This is a genomic window from Kitasatospora sp. NPDC048662 (genome assembly GCF_055587065.1).
Genome location: NZ_JBVJHA010000002.1, coordinates 146,096 through 162,472, shown reverse-complemented (window position 1 = coordinate 162,472; position 16,377 = coordinate 146,096). Strand labels below are relative to the sequence as shown.

Annotated in this window: 15 protein-coding genes; 11 read left to right on the top strand and 4 right to left on the bottom strand. The window is 73.9% G+C overall.

Annotated features, from left to right (window positions below; translation table 11 throughout):
- The first annotated feature begins 42 nt into the window (after positions 1 to 42).
- The gene (locus ACZ6R9_RS06715) at positions 43 to 312 is read left to right on the top strand and encodes an acyl carrier protein (protein WP_465536957.1); all 270 of its coding nucleotides are present in this window, start codon (positions 43 to 45) and stop codon (positions 310 to 312) included.
- A gap of 629 nt (positions 313 to 941) precedes the next feature.
- On the opposite strand, the gene ACZ6R9_RS06710 is transcribed toward ACZ6R9_RS06715, so the two are convergent.
- Positions 942 to 1,382 (bottom strand): nuclear transport factor 2 family protein, encoded by a 441-nt coding sequence (locus ACZ6R9_RS06710; RefSeq protein WP_380482030.1) that lies wholly within the window; start codon positions 1,380 to 1,382, stop codon positions 942 to 944.
- 169 nt (positions 1,383 to 1,551) lie between these two features.
- On the opposite strand from ACZ6R9_RS06710, the gene ACZ6R9_RS06705 reads away from it, so the two are divergent.
- The 5 genes from ACZ6R9_RS06705 to ACZ6R9_RS06685 are packed head-to-tail and all read left to right on the top strand — an operon-like array spanning position 1,552 to position 7,493.
- Complete coding sequence (locus ACZ6R9_RS06705; protein ID WP_465536956.1) at positions 1,552 to 2,334, top strand: SDR family NAD(P)-dependent oxidoreductase; 783 nt, start codon at positions 1,552 to 1,554, stop codon at positions 2,332 to 2,334.
- A 34-nt stretch (positions 2,335 to 2,368) separates the two neighbouring features.
- Entirely contained in the window at positions 2,369 to 3,310 is a 942-nt protein-coding gene (locus tag ACZ6R9_RS06700; protein WP_465536955.1) for an aromatase/cyclase, read from the top strand.
- The gene (locus ACZ6R9_RS06695) at positions 3,303 to 5,483 is read left to right on the top strand and encodes an AMP-binding protein (protein ID WP_465536953.1); all 2,181 of its coding nucleotides are present in this window, start codon (positions 3,303 to 3,305) and stop codon (positions 5,481 to 5,483) included. Before ACZ6R9_RS06700 ends, ACZ6R9_RS06695 begins: the two co-directional genes overlap by 8 nt.
- Complete coding sequence (locus tag ACZ6R9_RS06690; RefSeq protein WP_380482022.1) at positions 5,476 to 6,234, top strand: SDR family oxidoreductase; 759 nt, start codon at positions 5,476 to 5,478, stop codon at positions 6,232 to 6,234. The genes ACZ6R9_RS06695 and ACZ6R9_RS06690 overlap by 8 nt, the downstream gene beginning before the upstream one ends.
- 26 nt (positions 6,235 to 6,260) lie before the next feature.
- Complete coding sequence (locus ACZ6R9_RS06685; protein ID WP_380482020.1) at positions 6,261 to 7,493, top strand: FAD-dependent monooxygenase; 1,233 nt, start codon at positions 6,261 to 6,263, stop codon at positions 7,491 to 7,493.
- Between the two features lie 83 nt (positions 7,494 to 7,576).
- Here the strand turns inward: ACZ6R9_RS06685 and ACZ6R9_RS06680 are convergent, their stop codons facing one another.
- A complete protein-coding gene (locus ACZ6R9_RS06680) occupies positions 7,577 to 9,109 on the bottom strand; it encodes a PH domain-containing protein (protein ID WP_465536951.1) in 1,533 nt (510 codons plus the stop codon).
- Entirely contained in the window at positions 9,106 to 9,639 is a 534-nt protein-coding gene (locus tag ACZ6R9_RS06675; protein ID WP_380482017.1) for a PH domain-containing protein, read from the bottom strand. The genes ACZ6R9_RS06680 and ACZ6R9_RS06675 overlap by 4 nt, the downstream gene beginning before the upstream one ends.
- 175 nt (positions 9,640 to 9,814) lie before the next feature.
- Here ACZ6R9_RS06675 and ACZ6R9_RS06670 point away from each other — a divergent pair, with 175 nt between their 5' ends.
- The 5 genes from ACZ6R9_RS06670 (at position 9,815) to ACZ6R9_RS06650 (ending at position 15,035) form a co-directional block, all read left to right on the top strand.
- Positions 9,815 to 10,882 carry a glucose-1-phosphate thymidylyltransferase gene (locus tag ACZ6R9_RS06670; RefSeq protein ID WP_380482015.1) on the top strand — a complete coding sequence of 356 codons (1,068 nt, stop codon included), beginning with the start codon at positions 9,815 to 9,817 and terminating at the stop codon, positions 10,880 to 10,882.
- Positions 10,879 to 11,862, top strand: coding sequence for a dTDP-glucose 4,6-dehydratase (gene rfbB, locus ACZ6R9_RS06665; RefSeq protein ID WP_380482013.1), 984 nt, complete (start codon positions 10,879 to 10,881; stop codon positions 11,860 to 11,862). The genes ACZ6R9_RS06670 and rfbB overlap by 4 nt, the downstream gene beginning before the upstream one ends.
- Positions 11,859 to 13,454: an FAD-dependent oxidoreductase gene (locus tag ACZ6R9_RS06660; RefSeq protein WP_465536948.1), complete on the top strand. Its 1,596-nt coding sequence runs from the start codon at positions 11,859 to 11,861 to the stop codon at positions 13,452 to 13,454. Before rfbB ends, ACZ6R9_RS06660 begins: the two co-directional genes overlap by 4 nt.
- 154 nt (positions 13,455 to 13,608) lie before the next feature.
- Positions 13,609 to 14,343 (top strand): SDR family NAD(P)-dependent oxidoreductase, encoded by a 735-nt coding sequence (locus ACZ6R9_RS06655; protein ID WP_465536947.1) that lies wholly within the window; start codon positions 13,609 to 13,611, stop codon positions 14,341 to 14,343.
- Positions 14,344 to 14,420: 77 nt separating this feature from the next.
- Positions 14,421 to 15,035: an antibiotic biosynthesis monooxygenase family protein gene (locus tag ACZ6R9_RS06650; protein ID WP_465536945.1), complete on the top strand. Its 615-nt coding sequence runs from the start codon at positions 14,421 to 14,423 to the stop codon at positions 15,033 to 15,035.
- 130 nt (positions 15,036 to 15,165) lie between these two features.
- On the opposite strand, the gene ACZ6R9_RS06645 is transcribed toward ACZ6R9_RS06650, so the two are convergent.
- Complete coding sequence (locus tag ACZ6R9_RS06645) at positions 15,166 to 16,332, bottom strand: nucleotide disphospho-sugar-binding domain-containing protein (RefSeq protein WP_465536944.1); 1,167 nt, start codon at positions 16,330 to 16,332, stop codon at positions 15,166 to 15,168.
- Positions 16,333 to 16,377 lie beyond the last annotated feature (45 nt).

Here is a 16,377-nt window from a genome sequence, read left to right as displayed (position 1 = left end):
ACCCCACACCTTGCACCGCACACCAGAAAGGCACCACCAGCCATGGCCGAGATGACCCTGACCGAACTCACCGCCCTGCTCCGCGAATGCGCCGGCGAGGACGAGAGCGTCGACCTCGACGGCGACGTCCTCGACACCCCCCTCGACGACCTCGGCTACGACTCGCTGGCGGTCCTCCAGACCACCGGCCGGATCGAGCGCGAGTACGACATCGAACTCGCCGAGGAGACCGTCGCCGAGGCCCACACCCCGCGCCTGCTGCTCCAGTTCATCAACGCGGGCCTGGCAGAGCGCGAGACCGCCGCCGTCTGACGCCTGCGGCGAGCTCCCCAGGGGGCGCGAGCGCCTGCCCGGCGGGAAGGGGCCTCCTCCCCTCTCGCCCCACGCAGCCGCCCGCGCCCCTTTCCCATGCCCGCGAGAGCTTCTTTGCGCTCCGCGCGGGGCAGCGGGCGACGGGAGGATTGCGCTTCGCGCGGTGGCTCGTGCCGTAGGAGAGTGTCGCGCTGCGGTGCTGCGAGTGCTTTTTTGCGCTCCGCGCGGGGCAGTGGGCGTCGGGAGGTTTGCGCTTCGCGCGGTGGCTCGCGCCGTAGGAGAGTGTCGCGCTGCGGTGCTGCGGGAGCTTGCGCGCCGCGAGTGCCGTGCGTTCCGCGCGGGGCGGCGGGCGTCGGGAGGTTTGCGCTTCGCGCGGTGGCTCGCGCCTGGCGACGATCTTCGTGCTGCGCGTGGCGACTTGGGCCCGGCGGCGGTTCGCGCGGTGGGAAGGCGTGCCGTACTCGCGCCTGGCCGGCGGTCCGTGCCTGGGGGCACTTGGTATGAGTACCCCCGTCAGGGCGGGGTTTGCGTCCGGTGGCGATCTTCGTGCTGCGCGTGGCGACTTGGGCATGGCTGTGCCCGCCGGCCAGGGGGGAGTGGCGGCGGGCACAGCGGCTTGGGGGGGTGGGTCAGAGGTCGTCGCGGGTGACCTGGCGGTGCTGGACGAGCCAGTGGCCGGATTCGCGGACGAGGAGGTCCTCGCAGAGGGTGCTGACCCGGATCGCGGCCTGGCCGCCCTTCGGGGTTTCGATGACGAGGGCGTAGCTGCGGACGAAGGCGGTGTTCTCGTCGCGGGGTTCGACGGCGACCATGCCGAGCCAGTGGCGGCGCTGGATGCCCTTGGCGGCGTACGCGTCGGTCGCGGCCTGGGCGGCGGCGGTGATGGCGGCGCGGCCGGCGGCGGGCTCGGGGTGGGCGTTGGCGGCGAAGACGCCGTCCTCGGTGAAGGTGGCGGCCCATTCGGCGACCCGGCCGCTGTCGAGCAGCTGCATCTGGGACGCGAGGAACTGCTGGACCTGGAAGTACAGCTCGGCGGTGGCGGTGGCGGGCACCTGCTCCGTCGCGGTCATGGGGAAGTCCTTTCCTGGCCGGTGAGGTCTCTCGCAGCGTCGCCGTCCGGGGTCGTGGGTGCCTTGAACGGAACTGGAGCGGGGGTGTCCGAGTGCGGCTCGATCGGCTGTCGAGACGGCGTCGGCACCCTGTTCGCCGTTGACGAGGGATTTCGAGAGGAGTGCAGCGATGAGCGGCGAGCAGCGGGTGGCCCTGGTGACGGGTGCCACCAGCGGTATCGGTCTGGCAGTGGCCCGCGGTCTGGCGGCGAGCGGCCTGGCGGTGTTCATCTGCGCGCGCAGCGCGGACACGGTCGAGTCGACCGTGAAGGAGCTGCGGGCCGAGGGCCTGGAGGTGGCCGGTACGACCGCCGACATCCGCAAGCCCGAGCAGGTGAAGGCGCTGGTGGACGCCGCGCTGGAGCAGTACGGCCGGATCGACGTGCTGGTGAACAACGCCGGGCGCAGCGGCGGCGGTGTGACCGCGAAGATCGCCGACGAGCTCTGGTACGACGTGATCGACACCAACCTGAACAGCGTGTTCCTGACCACCCGTGAGGTGCTCAACCGGGGCGGTCTGCAGGAGCGCGGCTGGGGCCGGGTGATCAACATCGCGTCCACGGGCGGCAAGCAGGGCGTGGTGCTGGGTGCCCCGTACTCGGCGTCGAAGCACGCGGTGGTGGGTTTCACCAAGGCGCTGGGCCTGGAGCTGGCGAAGACCGGGGTCACGGTCAACGCGGTGTGCCCGGGTTACGTGGAGACGCCGATGGCGCAGCGGGTGCGGCAGGGGTACGCGGCCGCGTACGACGCCACCGAGGAGCAGATCCTGGAGCGCTTCCAGGCGAAGATCCCGCTCGGCCGCTACTCGTCGCCCGAGGAGGTGGCCGGCCTGGTCGGTTACCTGGTGACCGACACCGCCGCTTCCATCACCGCGCAGGCGTTGAACGTCTGTGGCGGTCTGGGCAACTACTGATCCCGCCGGGCTGAACGCAGAAGGAGGCACCGACATGTCCGAGCAGCACCGCACCGTCCACAGCACTACCGTCGCCGCGCCCGCCGAGGCGGTGTACGGGATCGTCGCGGACGTCACCACCTGGCCGCAGTACTTCGCGCCGAACGTGCACGTCGAGCACCTGGAGCAGTCCGAGGGAAGTGAGCGGATCCGGATCTGGGCGACCGCGAACGGCGAGGTGAAGACCTGGGTGTCGCGCCGCGAGCTGGACGCGGCCGGCCTGAAGGTGACCTTCCGCCAGGAGATCTCGACCCCGCCGGTGGCGTCGATGAGCGGCACCTGGCTGGTCACCGCGATCGACGAGAGCACCTCGCTGCTGGAGCTGTACCACGACTTCACCGCGGTCGACGACCTCCCGGAGAACGTCGAGTGGATCAACTCGGCGCTGGACCGCAACAGCGAGTCCGAGCTGGCCGGGATCAAGCAGATCGCCGAACTCGGCAGCGAGCTGGACGAGTTGGTGTTCAGCTTCGACGACACGGTGCACGTGGCCGGCGCCGGTGCGGACGTCTTCGACTTCCTCAACCGGGCCGACCTGTGGCCGGAGCGGCTGCCGCACGTCGCCGCGCTGGACCTCCAGGAGGATGTCCCCGGCGTCCAGGTGATGACGATGGACACCAGCACCGCGGACGGCTCGGTGCACACCACCAAGTCGATCCGGGTGGTGTTCGGCGAGGACCGCATCGTCTACAAGCAGATCGCCGTCCCGGCGCTGATGACCGCGCACACCGGCCGCTGGACCATCGTCGAGGCGGACGGCGGCGTGGACGTCACCTCCCGGCACACCGTCACCCTCAAGCCGTCGGCGGTCGAGAAGATCCTCGGCGAGGGCAAGACCGTCGCCGACGCGCGGGAGTACGTGCACCGGGCGCTGTCCACCAACAGCACCACCACGCTGAAGCACGCGATGGCGTTCGCGGAGGCCCGTCGTGGCTGACCGGCCGCTGCCCGGCCCCGGGCGGCTGGACTCGCTGCCGGCGCAGGCGGCCGCCGCCCACCCCGGGCGGGTCGCCGTCACCGGCGTCGAGGGCGCCGAGCTGGACTTCGCCACCCTGGACGCCCGGGCCACCGCGGTGGCCCGGGCGCTGGCCGGGCGCCTGGACGGGCCCGGCACCGTCGCGGTGGCCTCGGCGCTGCACCCGGACTTCGCGGTCGCCTACTACGGCGCCGCGCGCGCCGGGCAGGTGGTGGCGGTGGTCAACCCGCTGATCCCGGAGATCGGGGTGCAGCACGTGCTGGCCACCAGCCGGGCCCGGCTGGCGTTCGTGGACGCCGGCCTGCTGCCCAAGCTGAACGCGGTGCGGGCCAACCTGCCGGAGCTGCGCGAGGTGGTGCTGATCGGCGGCGCGGACGACGGGGAGGCCGAGACGCTGGCCGCGCTGATCGAGGGCGCGCCCACCGGCGACGGCTGGCAGCCGCCCGTGGTCGAGCTGGACGACACCGCCTGCCTGCAGTTCACCAGCGGCACCACCGGCCTGCCGAAGGCCGTCCGGCTCACCCACCGCAACCTCACGGTGAACGCCGGTCAGATCGCCGCCGCGCACCTGCTGGACGCCGCCGCCGTCACCCTCAACCACCTGCCGACCTACCACCCGATGCACCTCAACTCGGCGGTCGCCGCGGCCGCCACCCAGGTGTTGTGCGCCGACCCCGAGCCGGTGGACGCGGTGCACGCCGCCAACGCCCACGGCGCGACGCACTTCTACAGCCTGCCGGTGCGCCTGGCCCGGCTGGCCGCCGACCCGGCCCTCGACGGGCTGGCGCTCGGCACCGTCACGCGGATCGCCTCCGGCGGCTCCGCGCTGCCGGTGGAGGCCGCGGGCCGGCTCACCGAGCGCTTCGGCATCCCGGTGTTCCAGGGCTACGGCCTGGCCGAGACCTCCCCGCTGACCCACAGCGACGACCCCGAGCACCCCGTGCACGGCTCGGTCGGCCGGACCGTGCCGGGCACCGAGTGCCGGGTGGTGGACCTGGACACCGGCGCCGAGCTGACCGCCGGGCAGACCGGCGAAGTGCAGCTGCGCGGGCCGCAGGTGATGAAGGGCTACCTCGGCGGGCCGGACCTCGCCCCGGGCGAGTGGTTCACCACCGGCGACATCGGCCGGATCGACGAGCAGGGCCGGCTGTTCCTGATCGACCGGCTCGGCGACGTCTTCAAGGTCGACAACTTCCTGGTCGCCCCGTCCGAGGTCGAGCAGGTGCTCACCGCGCACCCGCTGGTGCAGGAGGCGGTCGTGGTCGGCCTGCCCGACGGGCAGGGCTACCGGGTGGCCGGCGCCCTGCTGGTGCTCGACGAGCCCGGGCGGCTCGCCGAGGTGGTCGAGCAGGTGGGCGGCGAACTGCCGTACTACCAGCGGCCGGTGCACGCCGAGGCGGTCGAGTCGATCCCGCGCTCGGGCAACGGAAAGATCCAACGGCGCGTCCTGGCCGGGCAGTTCGCCGCCCGCCTGGGCCTCGCCGACCCCCCAACGGAAGGGAGCCAGGAGATGGCCGCCCCGCAGTTCACCGTCATCAACACCTTCACCCTCAAGGACCCGGCCGGCGGCGACGCCTTCGAGGAGCGCTTCCTGGACCACGTCCAGTGGATGCGCGCCCAGTTCGGGTTCCGCGCGCACCAGGCCGTCCGGGCCGCCGACCGGCCCGAGGTGTACGTCAACTTCGGTTGGTGGGCCACCCCCGGCGACTTCCAGCAGGTGCTGGGCAGCGACACCTTCAAGGCGCACGCCGAGGAGTTCCACCGGATCGTGGACGTCCAGGCCGAGCCGTCGATGGGCGTGCTGCGGGTGGACGGTGAGGCCGCCGGGGACGGCGCGGTGCTGGTCGTGGAGCGCTTCACCGTCACCGAGGACGCCGACAAGTTCGAGGCGGCGTACGGCAGTTGGATCGAGGCCGGGCAGCGGTCCGGCGGCTTCGGGCACGCCGACCTGGCCAAGGCGCTGATGCGGCCCGGCGGCTACACGGCGCTCACCCGCTGGGCGAGCGAGCAGGACTGGCAGGCCGCCCGCGAGCTGCCCGAGTACGCCGACCTGGCCGCGCTCGCCACCGTCGAGACGCAGCTGACCGCGCCGGTGGCCGGCACCCGCACCGCCCCGGCGGCCGACGGTGCCTGAGCCGTCCGACCTCGGGCTGTCCGGGAAGACCGCGGTCGTCACCGGGGCGACCCGCGGCGTGGGGCTGGCGGTCGCCCGCCGGCTCTGCGCCGGGGGCGCCCGGGTGGTGCTCAACTACGCGCACTCCGAGCAGGACGCGGCCCGGGCCGTCGAGCAGCTCGACGGGCTCAAGGGCAGCGCGCACGCCGTCCGCGCCGACATCACCACCGCGGCGGGCCTGGAGCTGCTGCTCGGCGAGGTCCGTGACCGGTGCGGCCGGCTCGACGTGTTCGTGCACAACGCCGCGCCGTGGCGGCCCACCACCGCCGTCGGCGGGGACGCCGCCGCCGTCACCGCCGCCGTCGGCGCCGCGCTCGACCCGCTGCTGCGCGGCGGGGCCGCGATCGCCGAGCTGATGGGCGGCGGACCGGGCCGGATCGTCGCCGTCTCCAGCTCCGGGGCCCGCTCCGTGGTGCCCCGGTACGTCGCCGCGGGCGTCGCCAAGGCCGCGCTGGAGTCGCTGGTGCGCTATCTGGCCGTCGAACTGGCCGGTCGCGGCATCACCGTCAACGCGGTCTCCACCGCGAAGATCGACAAGGGCCCGGCCACCCCGCAGCCCGAGGTCGCCGCGATGCTCGCCGCCCGCACCCCGGCCGGCCGGCTCACCACCCCCGAGGACCTGGCCGACGTGGTCGCGCTGCTGTGCAGCCCCGAGGCGGCCTGGTTGCACGGCCAGACCATCACGGCCGACGGCGGCCTGGGCCTCCTGTAAATCCCCCTGCACCGGAGAGGAACGGCATGAGCGAGGACACCGGCCGGGAGGCCGAGGCGGACGTCTGCGTGGTCGGCGCCGGGCCGGCCGGGCTGGTGCTGGCGCTGCTGCTGCTGAAGTCCGGGCTGCGGGTGGCGGTGGTCGAGCGGGCCCGCGCCCACCAGCGGGAGTTCCGCGGCGAGATCCTGCAGCCCGGTGCGATGGCGCTGCTGGACCGGCTCGGCGTGCTGTCCGGCGCCCGGGCCCGCGGCGCGCACGAGCACGAGCGGTTCCGCCTCGTCGAGGGCGAGCGGGTGCTGCTCGACATCGACTACCGCCGCCTGCCCGCCCCGCACGACCACCTGCTGAGCCTGCCGCAGGCCCACCTGCTGGACGAACTGCTGCTGCACTGCGAGAAGTTCGAGGGCTTCGCGTACTTCGACGGCCACCGGGTCGGCGAACTGCTCCAGGACGGCGGCCGCACCACCGGCGTCCGGGCGGGAACACTGACCGTCCGCGCGCCCGTGGTGGTCGGCGCGGACGGGCGGTACTCCAAGGTGCGCCGGCTGGCCGGGATCGAGGCCGGCCGCACCGAGGCGTTCGACCTGGACGTGCTCTGGTTCAAACTCAAGCTGCCCGACCGCACCCCGGGCGAGCGCCGCGACGTGCGGGTGTTCCGCGACGGCGGCAACCCGGTGCTGGCGTACGACTCGTACCCGGACAGCGCGCAGATCGGCTGGACCCTGCCGCACAAGGGCTACCAGGAGGTCGCCGTCCACGGCATCGAGCACATCCGCGAGCAGCTGGCCGCGGCGATCCCGCCGTACGCCGGGCTGATCCGGGACCAGATCCGCTCCACCCGCGACGTCACGCTGCTCGACGTGTTCTCCGGCCGGGCCGACCGCTGGGCCGCCGACGGCCTGGTGCTGATCGGCGACGCCGCGCACACCCACAGCCCGATCGGCGCGCAGGGCATCAACCTGGCCGTCCAGGACGCCGTGGTGCTGCACCCGATCCTGGTGCGGGCACTGGCCGACGGGGACACCTCGGCGGCCCGGCTGGGCGAGTTCGAGACCCTGCGCGGGCCGGACATCGCGGCGACCATGAAGCTCCAGGGCCTGCAGAGCAAGGCGATGCTGTCCCGGGGCGGGCTGGCCGCGAAGATCCGGCCGAAGCTGGCGGCGGTCGTCCAGCGCACCCCGCTGGGGCGCAAGATCCTCGACCGGATCGCGTTCGGCAACCGCCGGGTGCGGATCGCCGAGGAGTGCTTCACCGACTGATCCCGGTCCACCGTCCCGACCCCCCACGAAAGCGCCTCCCCGCGGGAATCCCGCCGGGAGGCGCTCCTCGTGGTGGGGAGGGCTCAGCCGGTGTGCTGCCCGGGCACCTGCTCGGCCACCAGGAACGGGGCGAGCAGGCCGGGCAGCACCTGCTCGGCCAGCTCCGGCAGCTGCTCGACGGGCAGGTCGGGCACCGCGTACTTCTTGCGCCCCGCAGCCGTGGTCGCGGTGAGCGTCACCAGCCCGGCCCGGCGCTGGCCCCAGGAGCGGCGCAGGTTCCAGCCGATCACGCCTTCGCCCGACAGCACCGCCCGGCGGCGCACCAGCGAACCGTGCCGGGACACCAGGAAGCCGTCCGCCACGGCGTGCCCCAGCGAGCGGTACCGGTCCAGGGCCAGCGGCACGGTGAACGGCAGCAGCGCCGCCCAGCCGAGCGCGCACCACGGCGGCAGCTGGTCCAGCGCCGCCGCCGCGCCGAGCAGCGCCAGCCCCAGCGCCCAGCCGCCCAGCGCCCTGGTCAGCCGGCGGGTGCGGGCCCGCGGGCCGTGCCCGACCAGCGGTGCGCGCAGCGGGCCGTCGCCGCCCAGCACCTCGGCGGCCACCGCCAGCGCGGTCGCCACCGGCGCGGCCGGGACCAGCGGCGGGCCGCCGCGCTCGCGGTGCGCGACCGTCGCGACGGCCGTGCAGCGGGCGCCGCCGAGCAGCCGCACCGGCAGGTTCTCGGCCAGCTCGACGCCGTACACCCGGCGCTTCTCCAGCGCGATCGCCCGCCGGTTGACCAGGCCGTGCCCGATCTCCAGTGCCCCGCCGGGGCGGCGCACCAGGGTGAAGCCGATGGTGCGCTCGGCGAAGGTCAGCAGGTTGATCGCGGTGCCGGTGAGCAGCAGCACCAGCGGCAGCCGCACCGCGCGCGGGCCGAGCGAGTCGACGTGCAGCAGCCACTCCACCACCGACCCGATCGGGGTCTGCCGCACCAGGTCGGCCATCGGGCCGACCAGCGACAGGCCGATCGCCGCCAGCGGCAGGAACCCGGTCAGCGCGAACGGCGCGTACCGCAGCCAGCCGGGCGAGAACCGCAGCAGCACGGTGCCGGGCGCCTCGCGCGCCTCGCCCGTCGCGGCGGCCCCGGCGGCGGCCGGTGCGCCGCCGAGCAGTTCCTCGCGCAGCGCCAGCGCCTCCGGGCGCAGCAGCGCGTCCAGCTTCAGCCGGTCCCCGCGCCGGGTCGCCGCCTGCCCGGTGCCGACGGTGACGGTGGCCAGGCCCAGCACCCGGTGCGCGGCGCCGGCGTGCAGGTCGACGGTGCGCACCCGGTCGGCGGGCACCGCGATGTGGCGGCGGATCAGCAGGCCGTGCCGCAGCTCCACCAGGCCCGGGACGACCCGGTAGCGGGTGGTCCACCAGCGCAGCAGGCCGGCGCCGACCGCGAGCGCGGTCACCAGGTACGCCCAGTTGTTGTGGTGCCCGGAGCTGCGCCCGAACAGGTAGGCGGGCACCACCAGCGGCAGCACCTTGGCGAGTTCGCGCACCGGGTGGACCAGCAGCATCCGCGGGCTGAGCCGCCGCCACACCTCCGGGCCGGCCGGCGCCTCGGCGGGCGGGGCGGAGACGGCGGTCATGTGGCGTCCCCCGTGCCGGACCTGACGGCGGCGGTGAGATCGGCGGTGAGCCGGCTCGCGGTGTCCTCGGCCAGGCCGCGGATCTTCAACGGGCCGGCCGAGGACGCGGTGGTGACGGTGACGGTGGTCAGGCCGAGGAAACGCTCCAGCGGCCCGCGTTCGTGGTCGATGGTCTGCACCCGGGAGATCGGGGCGACCCGCCGTTCCTCGACCAGCCAGCCGGTCTGGGTGTAGATCGCGCTGTCGGTGGTCTCCCAGCGGTGGACGGCGAAGCGGCGGCGCGGCATCACGGCCAGATGGGCGGCGGCCAGCAGAGCCGTCAGCGCCAGGGCGGCCCACCGGGGGCCCGCCAGCCAGGACGGCACCAGCACCAGCAGCGCGGTCTGCGCGGCCGCGGCGAGCAGCCAGCCGGCCAGGGCGCTCAGCCGCCACAGGCGCACCGCGCGCGGGTCGACGGGGTGCTCGGGCGGCCTCAGGCGCAGGGCGGAGGGCGGGAGTTGAGGCCCGGGCGGGGGAGTGGTGGCGGACATGCCGTCAGGATCGCGCAGTCATGGCGCGCCCCGCCGGGGATTCGCTCGACTTCCACTGGAGCGGGCCGGCCGGCCGGGGCCCACCGATCTTGACGGCCGGGTTCGAGGGATTCTCCACCGCGAGCTCCCATCCTCCGGCTGTCCGCGCCATTGACCGTTGAGGAAGAGGACCCCGATGAAGGCTCTGGTGCTGTCAGGCGGGTCGGGAACCCGTCTGCGTCCATTCACCTACTCGATGCCCAAGCAGCTCATCCCGATCGCCAACCGTCCGGTGCTCGAGCACGTCCTGGAGAACATCCGCGAGCTCGGTGTCACCGAGATCGGCATGATCGTCGGTGAGCGGCGCCCGGAGATCGAGGCCGTGCTGGGCGACGGCACTCGGCTCGGGGTACGCATCACCTACCTCCGCCAGGAGCAGCCGCTCGGCCTGGCGCACACCGTGACCGTCGCCCGGGAGTTCCTCGGCGACGACGACTTCGTGATGTACCTCGGCGACAACATGCTCCCCAACGGGATCGCGCAGATCGCCGAGGAGTTCCGGGCCAACCGGCCGGCCGCCCAGGTGGTGGTCCACAAGGTCGCCGACCCGCGGGCGTTCGGGGTGGCCGAGGTCGGCCCCGACGGCGCGGTGCAGCGCCTGGTCGAGAAGCCCGAGCAGCCGCGCAGCGACCTGGCGCTGATCGGCGTCTACTTCTTCACCCCGGCGATCCACCGCGCGGTCGCCGGGATCGAGCCCAGCGCCCGCGGCGAACTGGAGATCACCGACGCCATCCAGTGGCTGGTCACCGAGGGGGCGCAGGTCAGCGCCAGTGAGTACCGGGGATACTGGAAGGACACCGGCCGGGTCGACGACGTCCTGGACTGCAACCGGGAACTGCTGGACGGCCTGCGCCGCTCGGTGGCCGGCGAGGTGGACGAGACCAGCGAGCTGATCGGCGAGGTGCTGGTCGAGCCCGGTGCCAAGGTGATCCGCTCGCGGATCGAGGGCCCGGCGGTGATCGGGGCGGGCAGCGTGATCGAGGACAGCCACATCGGCCCGCACACCTCGATCGGCCGGGACTGCGTCCTGCGCGACACCCACGTGTCCTACTCGATCGCGCTGGACGGCGCGACGGTCCGCGGTGTCACCGGCGTGCACGGCTCGCTGATCGGCCGCTCCGCGTACGTCACCAGCGTGCAAAGCGCCATGCGCCACCACCGCCTGGTGGTCGGCGATCACACCCAGGTCGAGGTGGCAGCATGAGAATCCTGGTCACCGGCGGCGCCGGTTTCATCGGGTCGCACTACGTCCGGACGCTGCTGGAGGGCGGCTACCCCGGCTACGAGGACGCGCAGGTCACCGTCCTCGACAAACTCACCTACGCCGGCAACCGGGACAACCTGCCGGCCTCCGGCCCCCGGCTGGACTTCGTCCAGGGCGACATCTGCGACCTGCCGCTGCTGCTCGAACTGCTGCCCGGCCACGACGCGGTGGTGCACTTCGCCGCCGAGTCGCACGTGGACCGCTCGCTGGAGTCCGCCGCCGAGTTCGTCCGCACCAACGTCGGCGGCACCCAGAACGTGCTGGAGGCCGCGCTGCGCTCCGGCGTGCAGCGGGTGGTGCACGTCTCCACCGATGAGGTGTACGGCTCGATCGACGAGGGCTCGTGGACCGAGGAGTGGCCGCTGCTGCCGAACTCCCCGTACGCCGCGTCCAAGGCCGGCTCCGACCTGATCGCCCGCTCCTACTGGCGCACCCACGGCCTCGACCTGTCGATCACCCGGTGCTCCAACAACTACGGGCCCTACCAGCACCCCGAGAAGCTCATCCCGCTGTTCGTCACCAACCTGCTGGAGGGCAAGCAGGTCCCGCTGTACGGCGACGGCGCCAACATCCGCGAATGGCTGCACGTGGACGACCACTGCCGGGCCATCCAACTGGTGCTCACCGGCGGCCGGGCCGGCGAGGTCTACAACATCGGCGGCGGCAACGAGCAGACCAACCGGCAGATCACCGAACAGCTGCTGGAGCACCTGGGCGCCGACTGGAGCGCGGTGCGCAAGGTCGCCGACCGCAAGGGCCACGACCTGCGGTACTCGCTGGACGAGAGCAAGATCCGCGAGGAGCTCGGCTACGCGCCGCGGATCCCGTTCGCCAAGGGCCTGGCCGACACCGTCGACTGGTACCGGGACAACCCGGGCTGGTGGAAGGCCGTCAAGCACGAACTGGAGGAGAACCGGTGACCACCGCTCAGGTCCTGGTGGTCGGCGCCGGGCCGGTCGGCCTGACCACCGCCCACGAACTCGCCCGGCACGGCGTCGCCGTCCGGGTGGTCGACGCCGCCGACGGGCCCGCCACCACCAGCCGGGCGCTGGCCACCCACGCCCGCACCCTGGAGGTCTACGACCAGATCGGCATCCTCGACGAGGTACTGCCGCGCGGCCAGCGCGTCGAGCACTTCACGCTGCATCAGAACGGCCACCGGCTGGCCCGCTTCGACACCGACTACAGCCACCTGCCGACCCGCTACCCGTTCACCCTGATGATCGACCAGGTGATCACCGAGGAAGTGCTGCGCACCGCCTGCGCCCGCCACGGCGTCCAGGTCGAGTGGGGCGTGCGGCTCACCACGTTCGACGACCACGGCGACGGCGTCCGGGCCGTGCTCACCCACCCCGACGGCCGCACCGAGCACGCCGCGTTCGACTGGATGGTCGGCTGCGACGGCGGGCACAGCACCGTCCGCAAGCAGCTCGGCATCCCGCTGCTCGGCGAGAGCAGCGAGACCTGGCTGATCGCCGACGCGGTGGTCGACTGCGACCTGCCCCGGGACAGCATCCACTGGATGCGCACCCCCGCCGGCACCGTGATGATGGTGCCCTTCCCCGACCCCGGCAAGTGGCGGCTGCTGGACACCGCCGACGCCTCGTACGCCAGCGACGAGGCGGTGGCACAGCGCTTCGCCGAGAAGATCGGGACCGGCATCGGACGGCCGGTGAAGGTGGAACTGCCCACCTGGGTCTCGGTGTTCACCATCCAGCAGCGGATGATCGAGCAGATGCGCAGCGGCCGGGTGTTCCTGGCCGGCGACGCCGCGCACGTGCACAGCCCCGCCTCCGGCCAGGGACTGAACACCGGCATCCAGGACGCCGTCAACCTGGCCTGGAAACTCGCCGCGGTGATCAACGACGAGGCCGCCGACACCCTGCTCGACAGCTACAGCGCCGAGCGGGTCCCGGTCGGGGCGACCCTGCTGAAGTCCACCCGGATGGCCACCATGCTGGTGCAGCTGCGCAGCCGCAAGGCCGCCGCCGCACTGCGCACCGTCTTCACGATCGTCCGCTCGGTGCGGCCGCTGAAGTCGAAGATCGAGCGCAAGATCATGGGCGGCATGTCGGCGCTGGACCTGTCGTACGCCGACAGCCCGCTCGCCCTGCCCGCCGCGCCCGGCTCCGGCCCGGTGCCCGGGCAGCGGGTGGCCAAGGTCACCGACCCGACGCCCGCCTGGGCCGCGCTGCTGGACGAACTGCGCACCCCCGGCTGGACGTTGCTGGCCCGCGCCGTCCCCGCCCAGTACCCGGCGCTCGACCGGCTCGCCGAGGAGTACCCGGCCGTCCGGGTCCGCACCCTCGGCGCCGGCGGGCCCGGACCGCTCGCCGACCCGGACGGCGCGCTCGCCGCCGACCTCGGCGTCCCGGCCGGCGGCTGGCTGCTGATCCGCCCCGACGGCTACCTCGCCGCGTCCGGTCCCGGCCTGGACACCGCCCCGCCCGCCGAGGCGTTTGCCGCGCTCGGCCTCGGACGGGGCACCGCGAACCGGCTCACCGTCGGCTGAACGCGCGGGGTGCCGGGGCGGCGCCGCCTCGGCACCTCCACCGCGCCGACCACTTCGCACCGACCACTTCTTCGCGCCGACCACTTCGCACCGACCACTTCTTCGCGCCGGCCACTTCGCGCCGACCACTTCGCACTCGCAACGGAGAAACCTGATGGGAAAGCTGACCGGACGTACCGTCCTCATCAGCGGCGCGGCCGGCGGCCAGGGCGCCGTCACCGCGCGGCGATTCGTCGCCGAGGGCGCCCGGGTGGTGCTCGGCGACCTGCGCGAGGAGGTGAAGGAACTCGCCGACGAGCTCGGCGACTCGGCCGCGGCGATCCGGCTGGACGTCCGCCGCGAGGAGGACTGGACGGCCGCCGTCGCCCTCGCCGAACAGGCCTTCGGCGGACTCGACGGCCTGGTCAACAACGCCGGCATCCTGCACCAGGGCCTGCTGGAGACCACCACCCGCGACGACTACCTCGACGTGATCGAGGTCAACCAGCTCGGCGTGTTCCTCGGCATGCGCGCCGTCGTCCCCGCGCTGCGCGCCGCCGGCGGCGGAACGATCGTCAACATCGCCTCGGTCAACGCCCAGCAGGGCGTGCCGATGCTCACCGCGTACTGCGCCAGCAAGTTCGCGGTGCTCGGCATGACCAAGGTCGCCGCGCTGGAACTCGGCCGCGACAACATCCGCGTCAACGCCGTCTGCCCGGGCGTGATCCGCACCGACATGACCGGCGGCATGCCCGAGCGGATCGAACAGCGCCTGCTGGAGGGCATCCCGCTCGGCCGGTTCGGCGCCCCCGCCGAGATCGCCGCCCTCACCCTGTTCCTGACCGGCGCCGACTCCGGGTACTGCTCCGGCGCCGAGTTCGTCGCCGACGGCGGCTGGACGGCCGGCTGACGCCCCCGTTCGAGCGGCCTTCGACCGGCCGCGGCCACACTCCCCGCAGGGACCGAGACCAGGACAGGACACCGCAGATGACCGACGACCAGACCCCCGCCCGCCCGATCACCGTGGTCGCCACCTTCACCCTGAAGGGCGACGCCGCCGAATTCGAGCAACTGCTCGCCGAGCAGGCCGAACTGATGCGCGCCGGCGAGGGCTTCGAACTCGGCGTCCTGGCCCGCTCCACCACCTCGCCCGACACCTACGTCAACCTCGCCTGGTGGCGGGACTCCCACTCCTACCTCTCGGTGGTGCGCTCCTACGCCTTCGCGGCCAAGGCGATGAGCGAGCTGCCCCGGCTCGCGGACGCCCGGATCGACCGGTTCGTCCCCGCCACCGACGAGGGCACGCTGCTGCCCGCCGACGGCGCCGAGCAGGGCCTGCTGGTGCTGGCCGTGCACGCCGCCGACGAGGCCGCCGCCGCCGAGGTCGAGGCCGGCTGGGACGCCCACACCGCGCAGCTGGCCGGCCAGGACGGCTTCCTCGGCGCGGCCCTCGGCCGCTCCGAGGTCCGCCCCGGCGGCCACGGGCAGCTCGGCTGGTGGCGCGACGAGGCCGCGGCCGCCGCCGCACCCGGCTACCGCGCGGACACCGTCGAGACCTTGGTGCTCCGCCCGGTGCACATCGTCTCCCGCCGACCCGCCTGAACCGACCCACCGGGACTCCGCCCGTCCGGCCGCCGAACCAACGGCCGGGCGGGCGGCTCCGTTTCCGCCCTCGACACGGCGACGGCCCCCGCCGGGGCGGGGGCCGTCGAACCGGGGGAGCGGTGAACGCTCAGGCGGCGCCGGCCAGTTCGGTCAGCACCGCGACCGTCTCGGCCGGGGTCGGCTGGGTGGCCATGCCCGCGCGCAGCCGGGCCGCGCCCTCGGCGTGGGCCGGGTCGGAGAGCAGCGCGCGCAGCGCCTTGTGCACGGCCTCCACGTCGTTCTGCTGCGCCGCCTCGTCCAGGCTCAGGCCCGCGCCGCAGGCGACGATCCGGTCGCCGACCACGAAGGTGTCCAGGTGGCCCGGCAGCACCAGCTGCGGCAGGCCGAACGCGGTCGCCGTCAACTGGGTGCCGGAGCCGCCGTGGTGGACCACCGCCGTGCAGCCGCCCAGCACCGCGTCCAGCGGCACCGGGTCGACGAGGCGCACCGACGCCGGCACCGGGCCGAGCTGTTCCCGGTACGGGGCGCCGACGGTGACCAGCGCCTCGGTGTCCGGGATGCCGTCGAAGGCGTCGATGATCCGGCGCAGCAGCGGCAGCCCGTTCATCGCCAGCGTCAGCTGCCCGAGCGACACGCACACCCGGTGCCCCGCCGGCTCGTCGAACGCCCAGGCGGGCACCGTGCCGGAGCCGTTGCTCGGCACGTACCGGATCGGGGTGCCCGGGGTGACGGACGGGTCCTGGAAGCCGGGCGGGCACGGGTCGAGCACCAGGTCCGGCCGCGGCAGGCCGTCCGGCAGGCCGAGGCGGGCGCACACCCCGCTCAGCGAGTGCGCGCCCATCGCGTGCGCGACCTCGCCGACCGGGTCGACGCCCCAGCGGTGCTGCACCACCGGGATGCCCAACAGGCCGCCGACGATCAGCGCGCCGTACTCCAGCCGGTCGGAGAGCACCAGGTCCGGCTTCCAGGAGCGGGCGATCTCCAGGTAGGCGCCCACCGTGTAGCGGGTGTGCATGGTCCACGGGCGCACCGCGCCGGCGAACGCGGCCGGCGCCGGACGCCCGCCGGCCTCGATCGGGCGCAGCCCGGCCGGCAGCCCCAGCGACATCAACTCGCCCGCGTGGAAGGCCTCGCCGACGCTGTGGCCGCTCAGGCCGGCCGCGTGCGCGGCGGCGACCACGTCCGGCTGACCGGCCACCAGCACCTCGTGCCCGGCCCCGCGCAGCGCCCAGGCCAGCGGGGCGAGCGGGGCGAAGTGGGTCGCCACCGGGGTGGTGATGATGAGTACCTTCATCGGCGTCCTCGGCTCCTCGAACAAGTGTCAACTGACGGACGCCGA